20 protein-coding genes are annotated in these 21852 nt (G+C 69.9%); 14 read left to right on the top strand and 6 right to left on the bottom strand.

Going from position 1 to position 21852, the window contains the following annotated elements; all coding sequences use genetic code 11:
• Positions 1-131: 131 nt before the first annotated feature.
• Together VKT83_04335 and VKT83_04330 are read left to right on the top strand one after the other, a co-directional pair.
• Positions 132-1079: a peptidyl-alpha-hydroxyglycine alpha-amidating lyase family protein gene (locus VKT83_04335; GenBank protein ID HLY21676.1), complete on the top strand. Its 948-nt coding sequence runs from the start codon at positions 132-134 to the stop codon at positions 1077-1079.
• Between the two features lie 14 nt (positions 1080-1093).
• Positions 1094-1594: a hypothetical protein gene (locus VKT83_04330; protein HLY21675.1), complete on the top strand. Its 501-nt coding sequence runs from the start codon at positions 1094-1096 to the stop codon at positions 1592-1594.
• Between the two features lie 21 nt (positions 1595-1615).
• Here VKT83_04330 and VKT83_04325 read toward each other — a convergent pair whose 3' ends face one another.
• A complete protein-coding gene (locus tag VKT83_04325) occupies positions 1616-2701 on the bottom strand; it encodes a hypothetical protein (protein HLY21674.1) in 1086 nt (361 codons plus the stop codon).
• Between the two features lie 155 nt (positions 2702-2856).
• Here VKT83_04325 and VKT83_04320 point away from each other — a divergent pair, with 155 nt between their 5' ends.
• From VKT83_04320 to VKT83_04285, 8 genes are all read left to right on the top strand, one after another.
• The gene (locus tag VKT83_04320) at positions 2857-4482 is read left to right on the top strand and encodes an ABC transporter substrate-binding protein (GenBank protein HLY21673.1); all 1626 of its coding nucleotides are present in this window, start codon (positions 2857-2859) and stop codon (positions 4480-4482) included.
• 49 nt (positions 4483-4531) lie between these two features.
• Entirely contained in the window at positions 4532-5473 is a 942-nt protein-coding gene (locus tag VKT83_04315) for an ABC transporter permease (protein HLY21672.1), read from the top strand.
• A gap of 44 nt (positions 5474-5517) precedes the next feature.
• Complete coding sequence (locus VKT83_04310) at positions 5518-6387, top strand: ABC transporter permease (protein HLY21671.1); 870 nt, start codon at positions 5518-5520, stop codon at positions 6385-6387.
• Between the two features lie 141 nt (positions 6388-6528).
• Positions 6529-8109, top strand: coding sequence for an ABC transporter substrate-binding protein (locus VKT83_04305; GenBank protein HLY21670.1), 1581 nt, complete (start codon positions 6529-6531; stop codon positions 8107-8109).
• A gap of 71 nt (positions 8110-8180) precedes the next feature.
• Complete coding sequence (locus VKT83_04300) at positions 8181-9128, top strand: ABC transporter permease (protein HLY21669.1); 948 nt, start codon at positions 8181-8183, stop codon at positions 9126-9128.
• Positions 9125-10048: an ABC transporter permease gene (locus VKT83_04295; protein ID HLY21668.1), complete on the top strand. Its 924-nt coding sequence runs from the start codon at positions 9125-9127 to the stop codon at positions 10046-10048. Before VKT83_04300 ends, VKT83_04295 begins: the two co-directional genes overlap by 4 nt.
• A 76-nt stretch (positions 10049-10124) precedes the next feature.
• A complete protein-coding gene (locus VKT83_04290; GenBank protein ID HLY21667.1) occupies positions 10125-10982 on the top strand; it encodes a creatininase family protein in 858 nt (285 codons plus the stop codon).
• A 10-nt stretch (positions 10983-10992) separates the two neighbouring features.
• Positions 10993-11742, top strand: coding sequence for a nucleotidyltransferase domain-containing protein (locus VKT83_04285; protein HLY21666.1), 750 nt, complete (start codon positions 10993-10995; stop codon positions 11740-11742).
• Positions 11743-11755: 13 nt separating this feature from the next.
• Here the strand turns inward: VKT83_04285 and VKT83_04280 are convergent, their stop codons facing one another.
• On the bottom strand, positions 11756-12643 hold the full coding sequence (locus VKT83_04280; GenBank protein HLY21665.1) for a creatininase family protein: 888 nt from the start codon (positions 12641-12643) through the stop codon (positions 11756-11758).
• A 37-nt stretch (positions 12644-12680) separates the two neighbouring features.
• Positions 12681-13496, bottom strand: a complete 816-nt coding sequence (locus tag VKT83_04275) for an alpha/beta fold hydrolase (protein HLY21664.1) — start codon at positions 13494-13496, stop codon at positions 12681-12683.
• Between the two features lie 168 nt (positions 13497-13664).
• Between VKT83_04275 and VKT83_04270 the strand changes: the two genes are divergently transcribed.
• Genes VKT83_04270 through hemG form a run of 4 tightly spaced genes read left to right on the top strand, consistent with a single transcriptional unit; the run spans position 13665 to position 17785 of the window.
• On the top strand, positions 13665-14129 hold the full coding sequence (locus tag VKT83_04270) for a carboxymuconolactone decarboxylase family protein (protein HLY21663.1): 465 nt from the start codon (positions 13665-13667) through the stop codon (positions 14127-14129).
• A 56-nt stretch (positions 14130-14185) separates the two neighbouring features.
• Positions 14186-15223: a uroporphyrinogen decarboxylase gene (gene hemE / locus VKT83_04265; GenBank protein ID HLY21662.1), complete on the top strand. Its 1038-nt coding sequence runs from the start codon at positions 14186-14188 to the stop codon at positions 15221-15223.
• Positions 15220-16167: a ferrochelatase gene (gene hemH, locus VKT83_04260; protein HLY21661.1), complete on the top strand. Its 948-nt coding sequence runs from the start codon at positions 15220-15222 to the stop codon at positions 16165-16167. The genes hemE and hemH overlap by 4 nt, the downstream gene beginning before the upstream one ends.
• A gap of 7 nt (positions 16168-16174) precedes the next feature.
• Entirely contained in the window at positions 16175-17785 is a 1611-nt protein-coding gene (gene hemG, locus VKT83_04255; protein ID HLY21660.1) for a protoporphyrinogen oxidase, read from the top strand.
• Here the strand turns inward: hemG and VKT83_04250 are convergent.
• From VKT83_04250 to VKT83_04240, 3 genes are read right to left on the bottom strand one after another with little or no spacing between them, the layout of a single operon-like run.
• Complete coding sequence (locus tag VKT83_04250; GenBank protein HLY21659.1) at positions 17724-18584, bottom strand: ABC transporter permease; 861 nt, start codon at positions 18582-18584, stop codon at positions 17724-17726. The two genes, hemG and VKT83_04250, sit on opposite strands and share 62 nt — an antisense overlap.
• 43 nt (positions 18585-18627) lie before the next feature.
• A complete protein-coding gene (locus tag VKT83_04245; GenBank protein HLY21658.1) occupies positions 18628-19632 on the bottom strand; it encodes an ABC transporter permease in 1005 nt (334 codons plus the stop codon).
• Positions 19633-19691: 59 nt separating this feature from the next.
• Positions 19692-21263 carry an ABC transporter substrate-binding protein gene (locus tag VKT83_04240; GenBank protein HLY21657.1) on the bottom strand — a complete coding sequence of 524 codons (1572 nt, stop codon included), beginning with the start codon at positions 21261-21263 and terminating at the stop codon, positions 19692-19694.
• Positions 21264-21852: the final 589 nt, after the last annotated feature.

The following is a 21852-nucleotide window of genomic DNA, read 5'->3' as shown; positions in this document are numbered from 1 at the left end:
CGTTCCCTGCGCTGACTTGGCCTTGCGGCGGGTAGCCGCCGGCTCCGGGGCCCCCCGAGGGGAAACGCTTCGCCGATCCGCGAACACGTCGTCTACCGCCACGGTGGAAGACTGACCAGGGGAGGGCCGCGATGCGCGTCGGCACCGGGGAGCACACGTACGAGGTTCAGGACAACTGGGGCAGGCTGCCGGACGGCTGGTCGTACCTCGAGGTCTCGGGCGTGGCGGTGGACCGGCAGGACCGCGCCTACGTGTTCAACCGCGGCAAGCATCCGGTGATCGTGCTCGACCGCGACGGCGCATTCGTCGGCTCGTGGGGCGAGGGCGCGTTCACGCGGCCCCACGCCGCGACGATGGCGCCCGACGATACGCTCTGGCTCGTCGACGACGGCGACCACACGATCCGCCACTGCACCCTGGACGGCAAGGTGCTGCTGACAATCGGCACCCCCAACAAGCCGGCGCCGAAGTGGAGCGGCACGCCCTTCAACCGGCCGACGCACGTCGCGCTGGCCGCGGACGGCTCGCTCTACATTACCGACGGCTACGGCAACACGCGCGTGCACCGATTCACCGCGGACGGCAGGCATCTCGGGTCGTGGGGCGAGCCGGGCACCGACCCGGGCCAGTTCAACCTGCCCCACAACGTCGGGGTGGACCGGCAGGGCCGCGTCTACGTCGCGGACCGCGAGAATTTCCGCGTCCAGATCTTCGACGGGGGCGGCCGCTTCGTCGGCCAGTGGAACAACCTGTACCGTCCGTGCGGCCTGTACGTCGACCGCCAGGGCGACCAGGACCGCATCTACGTCGGGGAGTTGTGCTCCAGCATCGGGGTCAGCGAGGGGATCCAGAACCTCGGCGCCCGCCTCTCGATTTTCGCGCCGTCCGGCGAGCGGATCGCGCGGATCGGCGCGCCGCTGCCCGGAAGCGGCCCGGGCGAGTTCGTCGCCCCGCACACGGTGGCCGTCGATTCGCGGGGCGACGTCTACGTCGGAGAGGTCTCGTACACGATCCGCGGTAAGGGATTGACCCCGCCCCGCGAACTGCGCAGCCTGCAGAAATTCGCGCGCGCGAGGTAGCGCCGATCAGACACTTGGCGGCGGCCGCGCTCGTAGCGCTGCTCGCGGGCGGGACGTCGTACGCGGCAACGGCGCACCAGATCGTGCCCGGACAGGGGATCGGAGCCGTCGCCCTCGGGGTGCCGCTCGCGCGGGCCGCGGCGGCGCTCGGTCCCTACAAGTCCAGCGCGGTGGTGGTCGACGGGCCCGCGCGGCTGCGCGAATACCGGTGGTATACCAGTCCGGCGCACGACGGCTCTGCCGCGGCGAGCGGGTTTGCGGTGACGTGCCTTCCGGACGGGCGGATCACACAGGTTAGCGTCCGCTACCTCCCGGCGTACACCACCGAAAAGAACCTGCACACGTCCGGGCCCGGGGGCGTGCGCGGGTCCGCGCTGCTCGGCGTGCAGCTGGCCATGGGGTCGCCGGGCGCGGTCACGCTCGGCGAGGCCGGCATGCGGAAGATGGAGTACGGCGGCATCCGCTTCTGGGTCGATACGACCACGCAACGGGTGGCGCGAATCGACGTGTTCTAGACCAACACCGGCCTCGGCGCGTCAGCCGGCCCGGCGGATCTCCGGGACGTCCTCGCCCCGGAGCGCGGCGAGCCGCATCCGCCGCTCCACGAGCAGGAACTCGCGAAACAGCACTTCCCACTCCTCGAACGCGACGCCGGTGTGCCGGATCGTGCGCTCGATGTCGTCGAGCGCCGGCAGGGCGACCGCCGCGGGCCCAGGGACCTCCGGCCGCTTCTGTGCCTGCGGCGCGGGCAAACGATGCGCCTCCTGCGCCGTGTGGGCGCGCCAGGCTTCGCGAAGCCGGTCCTCGATCTCGTTGGCGTCCCGCGTCCAGGTCAGGTAGGCCGGGGTGAAGGGCAGCATTTCGGTGAGCAGGGCCTGGACCGCGGTCACGCGCCGGACGTGCCCGGTGATGACGATGTCGAACGGGTGTACCGTCACTTCGAGGCCGGCGCCGGCGAAGGTCGCCAGGTCGTGCGTCACCATGCCGGCAACCGTCCCGCCGATCAAGAGCACCAGCATGCGGATCGGTCCGCTGATGAGCGGACTCGTCGGCACCCGGCGCACGCCGATGCCGCCGCCGGCCAGGACGCCCTCGATCTCCCGGACTACCGCGTCGTAGTGCGCGGCGTGAATGACCACCGGCATGTGCCGCGTGGTCCAGCGGTGCAGCAGCGTCCGTACCTGGGTGACGGGGGCGATGAAGGCGGTGACGATCAGCGTGACGGCCATGCCAAGCGTGTAACGATAGCCCGGGAGCAGCTCCCGCGCGATGTTGGCCGCGCCGCGCGGCCGGTACGGCGGATCGATCAGAAGCAGCGCAGCGGCACCGACGACCAGCGGAATCGCCGCGGCGGCGGCAAGCATCGCCACGCGGATCCAGGCCTGGTTCACCCACGGCGCCAGGGTCACAAAGGCGAGCAGGAACGCCGCGAACGCGGGCCACACAATGCCGGTGATCGCGACCAACCAGACGACCGACCCGAAGGCCATGGTCGTGACGATGATCTGGCGCTGCTGCGGGATCCGCCCGAACAGCAGCACCGTGGCCCATCCCAGCGCCGTGTTGGCGACGCGTCCCAGCGACCGCAGGGCGAGTCCGATCAAGACTTGGAGGATGGCCACATCGAAGTTTATACCCGGCCCCGGGCCGCCGACGAAAACGAGATCGGATGCGCCGGAGGGAGAACGCGTCGCCGCGACAAAGACGGTGGGACCCTTATACGGGGCGCGCGCGCAGACAGGCTTGCCTGCGCCGTGACAAACGAGGAGGGCTGGCCGTGGCTCAGGATCGGGACAAGGGGGACGCAGTGACGCGGATCACGCGGCGCGGACTGTTGACCGTGGCGGCGGCCGCCGGGGCGGGACTGGCCGCCGGAACCGATCGGGGGGCGCCGGGATGGCTGGGCGGGACCCGGGACGCGGGGATCGCCGCGGCGGCGGCGCGGCGCGGCGGCACGCTGCGGATCGCCGAGATCGGCGAGCCGCTCACGCTCGACACCGTGGCGACGACGGCCGACCTCACGTCCACGATCACGCTCCCGGTCTTCGAGGAGCTCTTTATCTTCGACGCCAACTGGCGGATCCAGCCGCTGCTCGCGTCGTCGTATAACGTGAGCAAGGACGGCCTGACCTACACCATCACCCTCCGCAAGAACGTCCCGTTCCACAACGGACGCGACGTGACGCCGGCGGACGTCGTCGCGTCACTGAACCGCTGGGGCCGGGTCAGCCCCCGCGGCCCCTCCGTCTACCAGAACGTGGACAGCGTGCAGCCGTTGGCGGACGGCGTCGTGATCAAGCTGAAGCGTCCGTACGCGCCGCTGCTGGCGTTTCTCGCGCTGCCGAACGGCGCCGCCGCGATCATGCCGCGCGAGATCGTCGAGGCGGCCGGCACCAGCCCGCTCAAACAGTTCGTCGGGACGGGCCCCTACCGCTTCGTCGAGTGGGCGCCGGACCGCTACGTCAAGCTCGCGCGCTTCGATCACTACGCCGCGCGCAGCGAGCCGGCGAACGGATACGCCGGCCGGCGCGAGGCATGGGCGGACGAGGTTCTCTACTATCCCGTCTCGCAGGTGGCGACGCGGATCGCCGGGGTGCAGAGCGGCGACTACGACGTCGCCGACGGCATCAACCAAGATGCCTACGCCTCGTTGAAGAACGACCAGCGGGTGGTCCCGGAGATCATCCGGCCGGGGTCGTTCCTCACGTTTTTCTTCAACAAGAAGCAGGGCATCATGACGAACGAGAAGCTGCGCGAGGCTGTCCTGGTCGCCCTCGACATGCAGCCGATCATGTCGGCCACCTTCGGGAATCCGGACCTGTACTCGCTGTACCCGAGCGTGTACCCGAAGGGGACGCCGTGGTACACGACGGCGGGCTCGGAGTGGTACAACGTCCACAACGTGGCGCGGGCCAAGGAGCTGATGAAGGAGGCCGGCTACTCCGGCCAGCCGGTGCGGTGGCTCACGACCCAGCAGTACGACTACATGTTCAAGAGCACCGTGGTGGCGACGTCACAGCTGCAGCACGCCGGATTCACGGTCGACATGCAGGTGCTGGAGTGGGCGGGCGTGCTCGACCACCGCGGCAAGCCCGCCGACTACGACCTGTTCACCACCTCGCACGGGTTCGTGCCCGATCCGGCGCTGATCACCGTGTTCAGCTCGGCGTACCCGGGGTGGTGGGACACGTCGACGAAGAACTCGCTGCTCGGCGAGTTCACGAGCGAGTCCGACCCGGCCGCCCGCGTGAAGACGTGGTCCAAGCTCCAGGCGCTCATGTACAAGGAAGCGCCGATCGTCCGGCCCGGCGAGTTCTACACACTGATGCTGCGGAGCCGGGCGCTCGAGACGTTCCGGGCCTCGTACTGGATCGTGCCGTGGAACGTGGCCGCGGTGAAGTGATGCCGGCCGCCGGTCGGCCGGCTGTGATGTAATCAACGCCGGCTAACTCGTGCTCTCGTACCTGACGGGACGGCTGGCGGCGCTGCTGCCGGTGCTGCTGGTCGTCGCGGTCGTGGTGTTCATGCTGATCCACGTCACGCCGGGGGACCCGGCGCGCGTGCTGCTCGGGCAGGATGCCACCGCGGAGCAGGTGGCCGCGCTGCGGCACGATCTCGGTCTCGACCGCCCGCTGCCGCTGCAGTTTGCGCTGTGGATCGGCCGCGCGGTTCGGGGCGACCTGGGGCTGTCGTTCTTTCTGCACCTGCCGGTGACGACCGACATCGTCGAGCACGCCGGCCCGACCGCGATGCTCTCTCTGCTCGGGCTCGGCGTGGCGCTCGCGATCGGGATTCCCGTCGGCATCGTCTCCGCGGTCTTCCGCAACTCGTGGCTCGACCAGGCCAGCCTCGCGCTCGCGATGCTGGGGGCGGCGGTGCCCAGTTTCTGGCTGGGGCTGTCGCTGATCGTGCTGTTCGCGGTTGATCTGGGATGGCTGCCGTCGTCCGGGTACCGGCCGCCCGGCGCCGGGCTGGGGCTGAGCCTGCACTATCTGCTCCTGCCGGCGCTGGCGCTCGGGCTGCCGAACTCCTCGCTGATCATCCGGTTCACGCGCAGCAGCCTGCTCGACGTGCTCGGCAACGACTACATCCGCACCGCGAGCGCGAAGGGCCTGCCGCGGCCGCGCGTGATCTTCAGGCACGCCATGCGCAACGCGCTCGTGCCGATCCTCACCGTGATCGGGCTGACCTTCGCGGCGCTGATGGGGGGCGCGGTGGTGACGGAGACGGTGTTCAGCCTCCCCGGCATCGGGCAGTTGGTGGTCTCCTCCGTGCTGCGGCGCGACTACCCCGTGATTCAGGGCGTGGTGCTGCTGGTTGCGACGATCTACGTCCTCGTCAACCTGGCCGTCGACATGATGTACTTCGTCGTCGATCCGCGGGTCCGGTATTGACGGCGGCGGACCAAACCGCGCGTCCTTCCGTGGTGCCGGCCGGCATGCCGGTCGCCGGGGGCCGGTTCGGCCGTCGCGGCCCGGTCGCCCTGCTCGCGCGCATGGTGCGGCGGCGGCGCATCGTGGCCGTGGGCCTCGTGCTGCTGCTGGTCGTGCTGGGAGCGGCGCTCCTGGCGCCGCAGCTCGCGCCGTACGATCCCATCGCCCTCGACGTGCCCGCGCGCCTCGCCGCGCCGGGCCACGCGCATCCGTTCGGCACCGACGAGTTCGGCCGCGACATCCTCAGCCGGACGCTGTATGGGGCGCGGCTGTCGCTCGCGGTGGGCGCGCTCGTCACTGCGCTCGCGACGACGGCCGGCATCGCCGTGGGCCTGATCGCCGGGACCAACCGCCGGGCGGACCGCCTCTTGATGCGGGTGATGGACGGGCTGATGGCGTTCCCGGATATCCTGCTCGCGATCGCGCTCATGGCGTCGCTGGGCCCGAGCGCCCGGAACGTGGTGATCGCGCTCGGCTTCGTGTACACGCCGCGCGTCGCGCGGATCGTGCGCGCCTCCGTGCTGGTTGTGGCCTCCCAGGAGTACGTCGAGGCCGCCCGGGCGTTGGGCGCGCCGGTCGCGCGCATCCTGCTCCGCCACATCCTGGTCAATACGGCGTCCCCGGTGATCGTCCAGGCGACGTTTATCACCGCGTACGCGATGCTCGGCGAGGCGGCGCTGAGCTTCCTTGGGGTCGGTATTCCGCCGCAGATTCCGACGTGGGGCGGGATCATCAGCGAGGGGCAGGTGTATCTCCGCCAAGCCTGGTGGATCAGCATCTTCCCGGGGGCCGCCATCGTGCTCAGCGTGTTGAGCCTGAACCTGCTCGGGGACGGCCTTCGGGACTACCTCGATCCGCGCCTCAGGTACTCGTGACCGGCCCGCGGCGCACGGTGTACAGGAGACCCGGTGATTCTATGGAACGAACCTCTGCGACGGGCGGGCCGTATTTTCAAAGGCTTGTGCGCATCAGATCCAGGGGGGTGGACGATGGCACGAACGACGTCCAATAGCAGGATGACCCGGAGACAGGTACTCGCCGGTGGTCTCGCGCTCGGCGGAGGACTCGCCGGGCTCGATCTCGTTCGCGGGACCGGGCTGCCGGAGGCGTTCGGCGCCGCGGCGGCGCCGAAGCGCGGCGGCATGTTGGTGGCCGCGGCCGAGGTGGACCCGGTCAGCCTCGATCCGCATACCAACTCCAACTTCTCGTCCGCGCAGGCCTACGAGCACATCTACGAGAGCCTCACCGGCTACAACGACAAGAACCAGATCGTCCCGATGCTGGCCGAGAAGTGGGAGACCCAGAACGGCGGCAAGACCTACATCTTCCACCTGCGGCCGAACGTAAAGTTCCATAACGGCCAGACGATGACCGCCGATGACGTGAAATACACCGTCGACCGGATCGTCGATCCGAAGACCGCGTCGCCCTGGCGCGGTTGGTTCGACACGATCGCCGAAACCAAGGTCGTCGACCCGCTGACGGTTCAGATCAACCTCAGCGCGCCGTATCCGGGCCTGCTTGGATCGTTCGCCGGCATGCGCGCCTCCGGCATCATTCCGAAGGGCCTGGCCGAGCGCGACAATCTCAAGATCCACGCGGTCGGGACGGGGCCGTTCAAGCTCGCTGAGTACGTCCCGCAAGATCACATCACCTATGCGCGGCACGGCGACTACTGGGACAAGCCGCTGCCGTACCTCGACGGCATGACGTTCAAGATTCTCACCGAGGAGAACGCCCGTCTCGCGGCGCTGCGGGCCGGACAGATCCAGTACGCGTCAGTGAGCGCGCAGGGTGAAGCCCAGCTCAAGGGCGTGCCGGGCGTCTCCATCCTGCGGGGTCTCGTCGCGAACGTGACGCTGCACTACATCAACGTCGCCCGAAAGCCTCTCAACGACTGGCGCGTCCGCAAGGCGATGCGCATGGCGGTCGACACGAACGAGGTGATCCAAAAGGCGGCGTTCGGCGCGGCGGTGCCGTCGGGCCCGATCCCGACCGGCTACGGCGATTGGTACGTGCCGGCCAATCTTCTGCCGTACAACAAGCCGGACATCGCGGGCGCGAAGAAGCTGCTCGCCGAGGCCGGCTATCCGAACGGCGGCTTCCGCGTCACGCTGCTGTGCTCGCCGCAGTACCCCGAGTATGTGGCGACGACGCTGGTCGTCCAGGACAGCCTGAAGAAGCTCGGGATCGACGCCCAGGTGCAGCAGATGGAGTGGGGGGCGTTCGTCGCCGACCACAACCGCGAGCTCGTGACCCACGGCCAGGAGGGCGGGGAGATCTTCTGCTCGGGCAACACCTTCCGGCCCGATCCGGACGGCTACATCTATCCGTATTTCTACAGCAAGGGGCCGATCAACGACGGCGGCTACACCAACCCGAAGCTCGACCCGCTGATGGTGCAGGCGCGCTCGATCTTCAACCACGACCAGCGGAAGAGCCTGTACATTGAGATCCAGAAGACGCTGCTCGACGAGTCGCCGAACTGGTGGTGGCACGTGAAATACAACATCGACGCAATCTCGACCCGGCTGCAGGGGTTCTCCCAGTCGTTCACCGGACGCCGGTTCTTGCTGAAGCAGGCCTGGTTAGCCTGAGCGGGGTTCTTCTCGCGGCGCGGCGGGTTCGCATCCCCCGGGATGCGCCCGCCGCGCCCGTCTAATCCCCGATGCGTTACCTCCTCCGCCGCGGCGCGTGGACCGTCGCGGCCCTAGTCGGCGTTTCCGCCCTCATCTTCGGCCTGGTGCGCCTCCTCCCGGGGACGATCGTCGACATCCTCGCCGGAACGGAGGGGCGCCTCGGCCCCGAGCAGCGCGCGATGGTGCTGCACCAGTTTGGCCTGGACCGCCCGCTGCCCGTGCAGTACGGGCTGTGGCTGTGGAACCTCGTGCACGGCAACCTCGGGTGGTCGTTCCGCACCCAGCAGCCGGTCGGCGAACTGATCGCCGCCCGGCTGCCGATCACCGTCGAGCTCGCCGTGCTCACGATCGCCGTCGTGGCGGCGGTCGGCATCCCGCTCGGCATCCTGGCCAGCGTCACGCCGAGCGCCCGCGTCAAGGCCCTCGCGCAGATCGTGGGGCTGCTCGGCCTGTCCGTGCCGAACTTCTGGACCGCGATCATGCTGATCATCCTGGCGTCGTACGCGTTCCACTGGCTGCCGGCGCTCATCTTCACGCCGCTCTGGGTGTCGCCCTGGACCAACGCGCAGCAGATGCTGCTGCCGGTCACGTCGCTCGCGCTGGGGCTCGCCGCGGTCGTGGTCCGGATGACCCGGTCGTCGATGCTCGAAGTCCTCGGCCAGGAGTACGTCAAGGTCGCCCGCGCCAAGGGGCTGCGCGGCGCCACGGTGCTGCTCCGGCACGCGCTGCGCAACGCGCTCATTCCGATCATCACCATACTGGGACTGCAGAGCGGGTTTCTCCTCGGCGGCGTTGTGATCACCGAGCAGATCTTCGGGCTGCCCGGCCTGGGCTGGATGCTGTTGAACGGCGTGTACCAGCGCGACTATCCGGTCGTGCAGGGGACCGTGATGCTGTTCGCGGTGACGTTCGCCGCGGTCAACCTCGCGGTGGACCTCTTGTATACGTCGCTCGATCCCCGGATCCGGTACGAATGAGTCCGGGCTCGAACCCCACGGACCTCGGTCCGCTGCCCGGCGCGTCCGCCACCCGGCGGCAGAGCGCGCGGCCGGGCGGCGGTGGGGCGAGCGCGCGTCTCTGGCGCCTCGCGCGCCGCAACCCGACCGCGGCCGTCGGCGCGGTGATCATCGGGCTCACCGTCTTCATCGCGCTCGCCGCGCCGCTGCTCACCGGGTACAGCCCGGTGTCGCAGATCGCGCAGCCGCTGCAGGCGCCGGGCGGCGCGCATCCGGCCGGGACCGACGAGCTGGGCCGGGACGAGCTGAGCCGCCTGATCTACGGCGCGCGCGTGTCCCTCTACGTCGGCGGGCTCGCGGTCGTGATCGCGCTGGCACTCGGCGCGTCCTCCGGGATCGCCGCGGGTTTCTACGGCGGCTGGCTCGACAACGCGACGATGCGCGTGATGGACGTGCTGTTCTCGATGCCGGCCCTCGTGCTGGCGATCACGCTCACGAGCGTCCTCGGGCCAAGCCTCACCAACGCGATGATCGCGATCGGCATCGTCTACGCGCCGACGTTCGCCCGGATCGCGCGGGGCCCGACGCTGTCCGTCATCGGCCTGCCGTATATCGAGGCGGCGCGGGCGATCGGCGCCTCGAACGGCGCGATCATCGTGCGGCACGTGCTGCCGAACGTATCGGCGCCGCTGCTCGTCCAGACGACCGTCTCGCTGTCGACGGCGATCCTGACGGAAGCCGCGCTGAGCTTCCTCGGGCTCGGCACGCAGCCGCCGACGGCGTCCTGGGGCCTGATGCTCAGCGCCGCGCGGCAGTACATGCTGATCGATCCGTGGATCGCGGTCCTGCCGGGCGTCGCGATCGCGGTGACGGTGCTGGGCTTCAACCTCCTCGGCGACGGCCTGCGGGACGTCCTCGATCCGCGCATCCGGACCCTGTGAGCCGCCGGGCCGCGGAACCGCACCACGGTGACGAAGTTGACGGACATGCACACCACGCATAGGGGGGACACGCGGGATGCCTAAACAGCCGTACCTGTACGAGCACATGACCTGGGAGGAAGTCAACGACGCCGTCCGCGCGCGGCGGGTCGCGCTGATTCCCGTCGGCACGATCGAGGATCACGGGCCGCACCTGCCGGTGGACGCGGACGTCGTGATCGCGTCCGCGTTCTGCGAGCGCGCGGCGCGGCTCGCGCCGGAGGAAATCGCGCTGCTGCCGTGCGTCCGGGTGGGCTACAGCCCGCACCACATGGACTTTCCGGGGACGCTCACGATCCGCTGGAACACCTTCGTCGAGTACCTGGCCGATATCACGCGCAGCCTCGCGCACCACGGCTTCACGAAGATCCTGATGGTGAACGGCCACGGCAGTAACCGGCCGCTCGTCGAGATGGCGGCGCGGATCACCGTGGTCGAGCGCCCGGACGTGCACTGCGCGTACACGTCCTGGTGGGATCTGCACGATGTCCGCAACGCCTTCAACCCCGTGCGCGGGTCCCGCGTGACGTCGCACGCCTGCGAAGCCGAGACGTCGGTGTACCTCGCCGTCGACGCCTCGCGGGTCCGGATGGACCGCGCCGCGGCCGACGACACCTACCGGCAGTCGCCGCACTTCTGGGGCGACCTCGCCGGCCGGAAGCCCGATCCCGCGTTCAAGAATCCGCTGTGGATGACCGAATATTGGAGCGCCGATTCGACCAACGGGATCAAGGGCGATCCGACGCCCGCGACCGCGGAGAAGGGCGAGAAGATGCTGGCCGCCGGCGCCGCGGAGCTCGTCGAAATCGTCCGCGAACTGCGGGAGCGGCCGATCAAGCCGCGCGTGCCGCACCAGGTCAGGCCGGCGCAGCCCCTCGGGATCGCCAAGACGTAGGGTCGGGCTCGTGTTTACGGTCGAGGAGCGCGACCGCATCCGCGACGGGATCCTGGCGATGGCGCGCGAGGATGCGCGCATTGTCGCGGGGGCGCTGATCGGATCGGCCGCCCACGGGCCGGGGGACCGCTGGTCGGATCTCGACCTCGGCTTCGGCGTCGGAGAAGCGGCGACGCTGGGCGAGGTGCTGGCCGACTGGACGCCCCGGCTCGAGCGCGAGTGGGGCGCGGTGCACCTCTTCGACCTGCCGTCGGGCGCGGCGATCTACCGCGTGTTTCTGTTTCCCGGCGCGCTGCAGGTCGATCTGTCGTTTGCGCCCGCGACGGCGTTCGGCTCGCGCGGGCCGAAGTTCCGGCTGCTCTTTGGCAGCGCGGTCGACCATCCGCGCGCCGAGCCGCCGTCTATGACGCATCTCTTTGGTTTGGGCGTGCACCACGCCGTGCGGGCCCGGTTCTGCGTCGAGCGCGGCCGCTTCTGGCAGGCGCAGCACTGGATCGGGGAGATGCGGGAACTCGGCCTGACGCTGGCGTGCCGCCGCCGCGATTTGCCGGCGGCGCAGGGCAGGGGATACGACGACCTTCCGGCCGAGGTCGCGGCGCCCTTCCAAGAGACCTTGGTCCGCTCCCTCGATCGGGCCGAGCTCCTGCGGGCGCTCGGCGCCGCGATCGAGGGGCTGCTGCGGGAAGCCGGCGACGCCCGGGAGTTGGCTTCCAAGGCGGACGGTCAGTTGCGCGACCTGTTGTCTCCTCGGTTTGTGTAGAGACGGCGGCAGTTTACCAGCCGAACGGCAGCGCGAACGTTGGCGGCGCCGCGTGGTGGTCGCGCCGCTCCGGCCGCGGCCGTGTCCGGAACCAGCGCACCATCTCGACCATCTGCGTGACCGCGTGCTCGAAGACGTGGCGGCCTTTCTCCGCGGTCGCGCGCGCGGCTTCGCCGATCACGCCGCTGTCCGTGTAGGTCGAGGTCCACTCCACGATCGCCGCGGGCGACGACGCCGTCAGATCGACGGTGTGCCACCGCTCGGCGCCCGGCAGTGCCATGAACGCGGCCAGCTCGTTCTTGATCTTGTCCGCGCGGACCCCGTCCGGATCGACGTGCTGGTACATCGACGTCTCCAGTTCGCACGCGTGGGCGCACCCGCCCGGCAGCACCGACTCGCGCCACTCGCGGTTCCAGCGTTCGCCCACCAGTTGCCACCACGACAGCGTCAGGCACAGCGCGTCGGTTTGGAGGATCGTCTGGCGGCCGACTTCTTCCACGAGCGGGTGGTTGGAGCCGTGGCCGTTGACGACGACGATGCGCTTGAAGCCGTGGTAGGCGACGGAGCGCGTGATGTCGAGCAGGAACTTCACGAACGTGCTCGGCTCGATGTTGATCGTCCCCGGGAAATCCATCACGTGGTGGCAGTAGCCATAGGCCACGGGCGGGAGCACCAGCATCTCCGCGGGCGACCGCCGCGCGGCCTCGTAGACGACCGCGCTGCTCAATTTCGCATCCACGTCGAGCGGCAGGTGATGGCCGTGCTGCTCGGTGGAGCCGACGGGCAGGACCACCACCTTGTTCATCGCCACCGCCTCGTTGATCTCCGGCCACGTGAGGTGCTCGTACCGGTACTCCTGGTCGACGGACTTGCGGGCGCTCTGCGCGTGTGCGATCGCCATGGTGTCCTCCTCCTCCGTGGTATGGTGCGGGGTGGCGTTAGACCCGGCCTAGGAAGGTCCGGACGCTCTCCATGAACGCCGCGGTCTCTTCGGCCTGCGGCGAGTGCCCGCTGCGCTCGAACACGTGCAGCTCCGCGCCGGGGATCCGGCGGGCGATTTCCTCGGATTCCGGCACCGGGCAGATCCAGTCGTGGCGGCCGACGCCGACCCAGGTAGGGACGCCGATCCGGCCGAGGCCGTCGCGAACGTCGTACCGCTCGTAGTCGCGGATCAGCGCCCGGCGGGTCACCGGGTCGAAGTCCCGGCCGGCCAGCGACGCCGGCGCACGCCCCTTGTCGCGGTAGTACATCGGCTGAATCGTCTCGAACGCCCGCTGAAACTCCGCCGGATCCTCGATCGACCCGTCCCAGAGCCGCCGGTACGCGTCGCGCATCGCCGGCGTGCCGAGACGTTCCATGTTCGCGGTGGCGCGCGGCATGAACGCCTTGCTCGCGGACGTACCCACCAGAATCAGCGCCCGCGGCGTCTCCGGGTGCGCCGCGGCGTAGATGAGCGAGATGAAGCCGCCGGCCGACGCGCCGAGGAGGATCGGGTGCTCGATCCCGAGCGCCCGGCACAGCCCGTCCAGGTCGCGGGCGAGCTGCTCCTGCGTGTAGGTCTCCTCGGGCGCTTTCGATGAGCGGCCGTGTCCGCGGTGATCGTAGGCGATCAGCTGCACGAGATCGCCGAGCGGTGCGTACTGGGTAAGGCGCCCGGGGTGGCCGACCCCGGGCCCGCCGTGCACGAGCACGCACGGCGGGCCCAACCCCGCGGTCTCATAGAACAGGTCGACGCCGTTCACACGCACCTTCATGCCGGTCTCCTTCGGTCGGCCGCGATGACCTTCACCGGCGGCGCGGGTCGAGCGCGTCCCGGCGGCCGTGAAGAGCGTAGCCTGCACGATCACGGCAGCGGGAGTAGTTCGCGCTGCGCGGCGGCGGTCCTGGACGGCCGGTGGGCCGCCCGGCGGTGATGTGCTACGATGCCCTGGCCGGGGAGCGACGTGCCGGCCTTCACCGCGCGGCGCGATGCGGCGCGGATCGTGCGGATAGGAGGGGAGATGGGCGATCGCGTGCTGTTTGAGCGAGGCATGAAGATCCGAAAGACGCTGTGGCCGGATCGGGAGGGCGGCATCGCGGTCTTCCGGGCGCTGGATCCCGCATACGCCGACACCATCGTGGAGCAGGCGTACGGGGCCGTCTACGGCGACCCGACGCTCGATCTCCGGACGAGAAGTCTCCTCACCTGCGCGGTCCTGACCGCGCTGGGCCGGTCGCGCGGGCTGGAGAGCCATCTGCGGGGCGCGCTCAACCTCGGGATCCCGCCGGCCGAACTGATCGCGATGCTCAAGCAGGTGGCGCTGTACGCCGGCTATCCCGTGGTCAACGACGCGTTCGGGACACTCAAGCGCCTCATCGACGAAGGCCCGGCCGCCGCGGCGCCGTAACTCCGCGCCGGCGCATCACAGGAGCGTCTCCGGCCACCAGAGAACCAACACCATCCGTGTCTGTTATACCGACCAGCGCGTTTCTCCGCGCGTGCCACCGCCTGCCCGTGCCCTATACGCCCGTGTGGGCGATGCGGCAGGCCGGCCGGTATCTGCCGGAGTATCGCCGGGTCCGCGAACGGATGAGCCTGCTCCAACTCTGCAAGAGGCCCGACGCCGCGGCCGAGGTGACGGTGCAGCCCGTGGACCGGCTAGGCGTCGACGCGGCCATTCTGTTTGCCGACATCCTGCTGGTCGCGGAACCGCTCGGCGTGGGGCTCGACTACGCGAAGGGCGAAGGGCCGGTGATCGCGCGGCCGATCCGAACGCGCGACGATGTCGCGCGGCTGCCGGACGTCGATCCCGACGATGCGGTGCCGTTTGTCTACGAGACCGCACGGCTGGCGCGGCGTGCCCTGGCGGGGCGGGTGCCGCTGATCGGGTTCGCGGGCGCGCCGTTCACCGTGGCGTCATATCTGATCGAGGGCGGTCCGTCCCGAAACTTTCTCCTGACGAAGCGCCTGATGTACACCGATCCGGACGCCTGGACGGCGCTCATGGAACGGCTCACGGCGCTGACCGCCCGATATCTCCGCGGCCAGATCGCCGCGGGCGCGGACGCGGTGCAGCTCTTCGACAGCTGGGTGGGCTGCCTCGCGCCGGAGGCCTACCGCCGGTACGTACTGCCGTACTCGCGCGCGGTGTTTGCCGCGCTGCCGCCGGAGGCGCCGGCGATCCACTTCGGCACCGGGACGGGGGGCCTGCTCGAGGCGATGCGGGACGCGGGCGGCCACGTGATCGGTCTCGATTGGCGGGTGGAGCTCGGCGCGGCGTGGACGCGCCTCGGCCCCGGGGTCGGCGTGCAGGGCAACCTCGATCCCGCGGTGCTGTTGAGCACGCCGGCGGAGATCAAACGGGGGGTGGGCGGCATTCTGGATGCGGCCGCGGGGCGGCCGGGGCACGTCTTCAACCTCGGCCACGGGGTGCTCCCTGAGACGCCGTGGGAGAACCTCCGCGCGATGGTAGAGATGGTCCACGAGATGAGCCGCCGGTGAGCGGCACGCGCGTACCGGGCGCCGGCCGTTACGACGCGGTCCTGCTGATCGGCTACGGCGCGCCGGAGCGGCCGGAAGACGTGCGCCCGTATCTCGCGGCCATCCTGCACGGACGGCGGGTGCCGCCGGAGCGCCTGGAAGAGGTGGCGCATCACTACGACGTGTTCGGCGGGCGCTCGCCGCTGACCGAGCTGACGCGCCGGCAGGCCGCCGCGCTCGAAGCGACGCTGCGCGCGCGCGATTTTGCGCTGCCGGTGTACGTCGGAATGCGCAATTGGACCCCGTACCTCCACGAGACGCTGGCCGCCATGCGCGACACGGGCGTGCGCCGCGCGATCGGGATCGTGATGGCGCCGCACCGCAGTTACGCGAGCTGGGAGCAGTATCAGGAAAATGTCGTCGACGCTCAAACCCGCGTGGGCGCGCAGGCGCCGGCGGTCGACTACCTCGGCCCGTGGTTCGAGCATCCGGGGTTTGTCGGCGCCCAGGCGGATCGCGTCGCCGCCGTCCTGCGCGCGATGCCGGACGAGGAACGGGCGGGCGCGACGCTGGTCTTCACCGCGCACAGCATCCCGGCCGCGATGGGCGCGCGCAGCGGCTACGAATCGCAAGTCACGGCGTCCGCCCGCAGCGTCGCCGCCCGTCTCGGCCACCCGGCGTGGCAGATCGCCTATCAGAGCCGCAGCGGCGACCCGCGCGAGCCGTGGCTGGAGCCGGATGCGAAGGACGCCCTGCGCGACCTGGCCGCGCACCGGACGCGCGCGGTGGTGTTCGTGCCGATCGGTTTCGTCTCGGACCACATCGAGGTGCTGTACGACCTGGACACCGAGGCCCGCGCCGCGGCGGCCGAGCTCGGCGTCGCCTACTATCGGGCGGCCACGGTGATGGACCACCCGGCTTTCATCGGAATGCTGGCCGACCTCGTGGCGGCGCAGGCGGGATGACCCCGGAATGACGGCCGGCAGCATCGGAGATCACCCCCCTGCGGGGACTAGCCCGCTTGAGTTACATGGTGGCCGGCCGCTTGTCGGCCGGCAGGATGCGCAGGCGTCGCCGGACGCGCTCGGCGTGGACACCGCGCCCCGTCCGCCGCGCGTCGTGGTGGTCGGGGCGGGCATCGCCGGGCTGGCCGCGGCGCTGAGGATCGCGGACGCGGCCCGCCGGGTGGAGCTCGTGGTCTGCGAGGCCGGCTCCCGCGCCGGCGGCGTGATCGCCACCGAGCGCGACGGCGGCTACCTCGTCGAAGCGGGACCGGATTCGTTTCTTACGGAGAAGCCGGAGGCGCTGCGGCTGTGCGAACAGCTCGGTCTCGCGTCCGGTGTGGTTGGGGTGCAGACCGGCGCCGGCCGCGCCTACGTCGTTCGCGCGGGCCGCGTCGTTCCGATTCCGGACGGGTTCCGGCTGGTCGCGCCGACGCGCCTCCTGCCGTGGCTGCGCTCGCCGCTGTTCTCATGGCCGGGCAAGGCGCGGATGGCGATGGACCTGGTGCTGCCGCGCGGCCGGCCGGCCGCCGACGAGACCATTCGGTCGTTTGTCACCCGGCGGTTCGGCCGCGAGGCGTTCGAGCGCGTCGCGCAGCCGATGATCGGAACGATCTACACGGGAGACGCGGCGGCGCTCAGCCTCGAGGCGACGATGCCGCGCCTCGCCGAGGTGGAACGCCGCTACGGGAGCGTGATTCGCGGCCTCGTGCTCGCCCACGCGGCGGCGCGGCGGTCGGGGCACGGGACTCCCGCCCGAGGGGCGCAGACCGGCCGGCGCCTCAGCATCTTCGCGACGCTCGCGGACGGGATGCAGGCGCTGCCCGACGCCGCGGCGGCGCGCCTGCCCGCGGGCACGCTGCGGCTTCGCACCCCGATCAGGGCGGTGGCGCGGGCCGCGGACGGCGCTCGTTACGCGGTCGCGCTCGAGGACGGCCCGCCGATCGAGGCGGACGCGGTCATCGTCGCCGTGAACGCGCCGGCGGCGGCGCGCCTTGTCGCGGGACTCGACGGCGCGCTCGCCTCGCATCTCGGCGCGATCGCCTACGCGTCTTCCGCGAGCGTCACCCTCGCCTACCGGCGCGACGAGATCCGGCATCCGCTCGACGGCCTCGGCTTCGTCGTGCCGCAGATCGAGCGCCGCCCCATCCTCGCGGCCTCGTTCGCCAGCGTGAAGTTCCCCGGCCGCGCCCCCGCCGGGCGCGTGCTGATCCGCGTGTTTCTCGGCGGCGCGCTCGCGCCGGAGATGGCCGACGTTCCCGACGACCGGCTGGCCGCGATCGTCCGCGGCGAGATGGAAGCGCTGCTCGGCGCATCCGGCACGCCGGATTTCGTGCGGGTGCTGCGGCACCGTGAGACGATGCCGCAGTACGTGGTGGGGCACCTCGCGCGCGTGGCGGAGATCGAGGACCGGCTCGCCGGCCACCCAGGCCTGGCGCTGGCCGGCGCGGCCTACCGGGGGATCGGGATTCCGGACTGCATCCGCTCCGGCGAGGCCGCCGCGGACCGGGCGCTCGACGCTATGCGCGTCCCGAGAGCCGGGGATCCAACGCGTCGTGAAGCCCGTCGCCCGCCAGGTTGAACGAGAGGACCACGAGCGCGATCGCGAGCCCCGGAGCGAGAGCGGCCCAAAAATCGGTGAGCAGATACCGGTAGCTGTCGGCCAGCATCGCGCCCCACTCCGGGCTCGGCGGCTGTGCGCCGAGCCCGAGAAAGCCGAGCGCCGCGGCTTCGAGGATCGCGCTGCCGATTCCGAGCGATCCCTGCACGACGAGCGGCGCGGCGGCGTTCGGCACGATGGAGCGCAGGAGGACCCGCCACGGCCGGGCGCCCATGGCCCTGGCCGCCGTGACGTATTCGAACTCCTTGATGGCAAGCGTGGACGCGCGCGCGACGCGCGCGAACGACGGGATATTCACGATGCTGACGGCCAGGATCGTGTTGTTGAGTCCCGGGCCCCGCACGGCCACGATGCCGATCGCGAGGATGATGGACGGGAAGGCGAGCATCACGTCCATGATCCGCATGATCGTGCTCTCGACCCGGCCGCCGGCATAGCCGGCCGTGATACCGAGCAACGCGCCGGTGGAGAGAGCGCCGGAGACCGCTACGAAGCCGACCGTCATCGAGATGCGGGCGCCCAGGAGGACCCGGCTGAACACGTCGCGCCCGAGGTTGTCGGTGCCCATCCAGTGGTGCGCCGACGGCGGCTGCAGCCGCGCGAGCAGGTCTTCGTCGTCCGGACCGGTCGGCGCGATCTGCGTGGCGAAGATCGCGATGAGCGCAAAGAACAGAATCATGCACAGGCCGACGCGCGCGTTGGCATTCGCCCAGAACCGCCGGGCGGCCATCTTGACCGCGGAGCGTGCGTGCCGGCGCACCGGCGCGGCCGGGGCCGCTGCGGCCTGCGCGCTTCCCGTTCGTTCAGGCGTAGCGGATGCGGGGGTCAAGGAAGGCGTACAGGACGTCGACGAGCAGATTGACCAGGACGAACATCAGCGAGAACAGCAGAATGCCGGCGAGGATCACCGGGTAATCGCGGAAGAGAATCGAGTCGTACATGAACCGGCCGACGCCCGGCCACGAGAAGATCGTCTCGGTCAGGATCGCGCCGGTGAGGAAGCCGCCGAACTGGAGTCCGATGACGGTCACGACCGGCAGGAGCGCGTTGCGAAGGCCGTGTCCGATGATCACGGCGGGGCCGGTCAGGCCTTTCGCGCGCGCCGTCCGGATGTAGTCCTGATGCAGCGCGTCCAGCATGGAGGCCCGGGTCATGCGCGCGATGATCGCGGCGGGAATCGAGCCGACCGTGACGCTCGGCAGGACGAGGTGCCGCAGCGCGTCGCCCGCGGCGGCCCAGTTCCCCGTGAGCAGGCCGTCCAGGATGTCGATGCGGGTGATCGGCACGAGCGTGATGTTGACGTCGAGCTGCCCCGAGGTCGGCAGGGCGTGGACGTACACGCTGAAGATGTAGATCAGCATGAGGCCGAGCCAGAACACCGGGATCGAGACGCCCGTGAGCGCCACGAACATGCCGAGCCGGTCGAAGATCGAGTTGGGCTTGGCGGCGGACACGATGCCGATCGGCACCCCGATGCAGAGCGCGACCGTGATGGCGCCGATTGTCAGCTCGATCGTCGCCGGGAACCGCGGCACGAATTCGGACAGCACCTTGCGGTGGCTGTCCAGCGATTCGCCGAAGTCTCCGCGCACCGCGTTCCAGAGGTAGATCCCGTACTGCACCGGCAGGGGCTTGTCGAGGCCGAACTCGTGCTGGACGCGCTCGACCGATCCCGGGGTGGCGTGGTCCCCCACGTAGACGGTCGCCGGATCGCCGGGCAGCAAGTGGATCATCAGGAACGCCGCGGCGGACACCCCCAGCAGGATCGGGAGCAGCGCGATTGCGCGGCGGGCGATATAGCGGGCCATCGACTAGAGATACGGAGGGGGCGCGAACCCGGGTTCGCGCCCCCGTCCCTGCTTTTGTCCTAGTGCGACGAAACCAGTTCCCAGTACTCGTTCGAATCGGGCTGGCCGATCAGCCCGTCGACGTTCTTGCGCACGATCATCGGCACTTTGGCATGCGCGAACCAGATATTGGGCAGGTCGTGCGAGATCAGCGTCATGGCCTGGGCGTACATCTGCGCGCGCTTGGCCTGGCTGTTCTCGCTCTTGGCCTTGTTGATCAGGTCGAAGACCGCCGGGTTGTTGTACGACCAGCGGGCGCTGGTGGCGTCGTACTTGGGGAAGAAGAACCCGAGCCAGTCGTCGGGATCCCCGTTGTCACCGATCCAGCCGGCCATGTACATCGGGAACCGGTTGCTCTTCTGGTCCTTGAGGTACGTGGCCCAGTCCTCGGTCTGCAGATGGGCCCGGATGCCTACCTTGTTGAGGTCACTCGCGATCGCCGTGCCGATCTCCTTGCCCTGCGGGAAGTACGGCCGGCTGACCGGGATGTACCAGAAGTCGAACGAGAACCCGTTCGGATACCCGGCCTCCGACAGCAGCTTCTTCGACTGCGCGGGATCGTACGTGATCGGGTCGGGACTGGAGGCGCGGCCCCACATCCCGGGCGGCATGGCCTGGTTGGCGACCTCGCCGTAGCCGGCGTACAGGCCCTGCACGATCGCCGGCCGGTTGATCGCGTAAGCGACGGCCTTGCGGAGCCGGATGTCCTTGAAGAGCGAATTGTTCATGTTGAACTTGAGCCAGCTCGTGTCGAACGGAGGCCGGAACACGATCTTGAGGTTCGGATCGCTCATCGAGGCCTTGACGTCGTCGGTGTTGGGAAGCTCGATCGCCTGAACCTCGCCGGATTTGAGCGCCAGGTACCGCGCGGCGTTGTCCTTGATCACGCGCATGATCAGGCGCTGGGTCTTCGGCAGGCCCTTGCGGAAGAAACTCGGGTTGGCCTGCAGCGTCACATGGTCGTCACGCACCCACTCCACGAACTTGTAGGGCCCGGTGCCCACGGGGTGCTGGCCGATGCCCTCCGCGCCGTACTGCTTCATTGACGCGGGGCTGTTGAACTGAAAGGCGATGATCGTCAGGTTCTGCAGCAGCGGGGAGTTGGGCTGTTTCAGAATCACCTGCAGCGTGTACGGATCGACGGCTTTGGCCTCCTTGAACGAGTCGGCCATGAAGTCGCCAAAGTACTCGTATTCGCCGCCCTTCACAGCGTGGTACGGGTTGTTCTTGTCCGCCCAGCGGTCCCAGTTGGCCTTCGCCGCCTCGGCGTTCCACGGTGTACCGTCGTGGAACGTGACGCCCTGGCGCAGCTTGAACGTCCAGGTCAGCCCATCCGGAGAGACGGACCAGCTCGTTGCGAGATCCGGCTCGATGTCGGTCTTGCCCGGCTGCGCGCGGACCAGGAGGTTGAAGATCTGCGTCGTGACCTGGTAGGCTTCGCCGTTCGTGCTGGTAGGGCTGTCGAGCGAGTCGGCGTCCCCCGACTTGCCGTAGACGAGCGTGGTCGGTCCCGCAGCCCAACCCGTTACCGAGCCGGGGACGACCAGAACTCCGGCGATAAGGGCGGCGACGATCGCGAGCGAGGTAGCCATGCGCCTCCACCCCTGTGGCGCTGTCACCATGCGACGCCTCCTTGCAGAGCATAATGTCGTTAGAGCCCAGGTAGATTCGGTGCCACCTGCGGCACTCCTTGCCTACCAGCCGGATGTTACACGGCCGCCATCATCCCCGCGGCCGTGTCATGCGGCCGTGCTATAATGGTGGGCGTTCGGCGATGACGGGGACGAGTAAGCCGGACGGTGGCCGAAAGAGAGGCGGGATCCAGGCTGGAAGTCCCGCCCGTACGCCGGGCTGAACACCTCCCCCGAGCCGCCAGGCGGACGCCTGTCCAGGGCTACGCCGGCCGGGTGCGCCCGTAATCGCGCGTGGAGTCGTCCGCCGTCCCCAGGACCGGGGTGCGGCGGGAAGGTGGGTGGAACCGCGGAGCCTCCGTCCCATTGGGACGGGGGCACTTTGTTGTCGTGCTCGGACGGCAGGAGGCGCGAAGGCGCCGGAGGTCCTGCGAAGACGGGACAGGAGGCGCGAAGGCGCCGGAGGTCCTGCGAAGACGGGACAGGAGGCGCGAAGGCGCCGGAGGTCCTGCGAAGACGGGACAGGAGGCGCGAAGGCGCCGGAGGTCCT

It is taken from the genome of bacterium (assembly GCA_035308905.1).
Classification (GTDB): Bacteria; Sysuimicrobiota; Sysuimicrobiia; order Sysuimicrobiales; family Segetimicrobiaceae; genus DASSJF01.
This window is presented reverse-complemented; position numbering and strand designations above follow the sequence as displayed.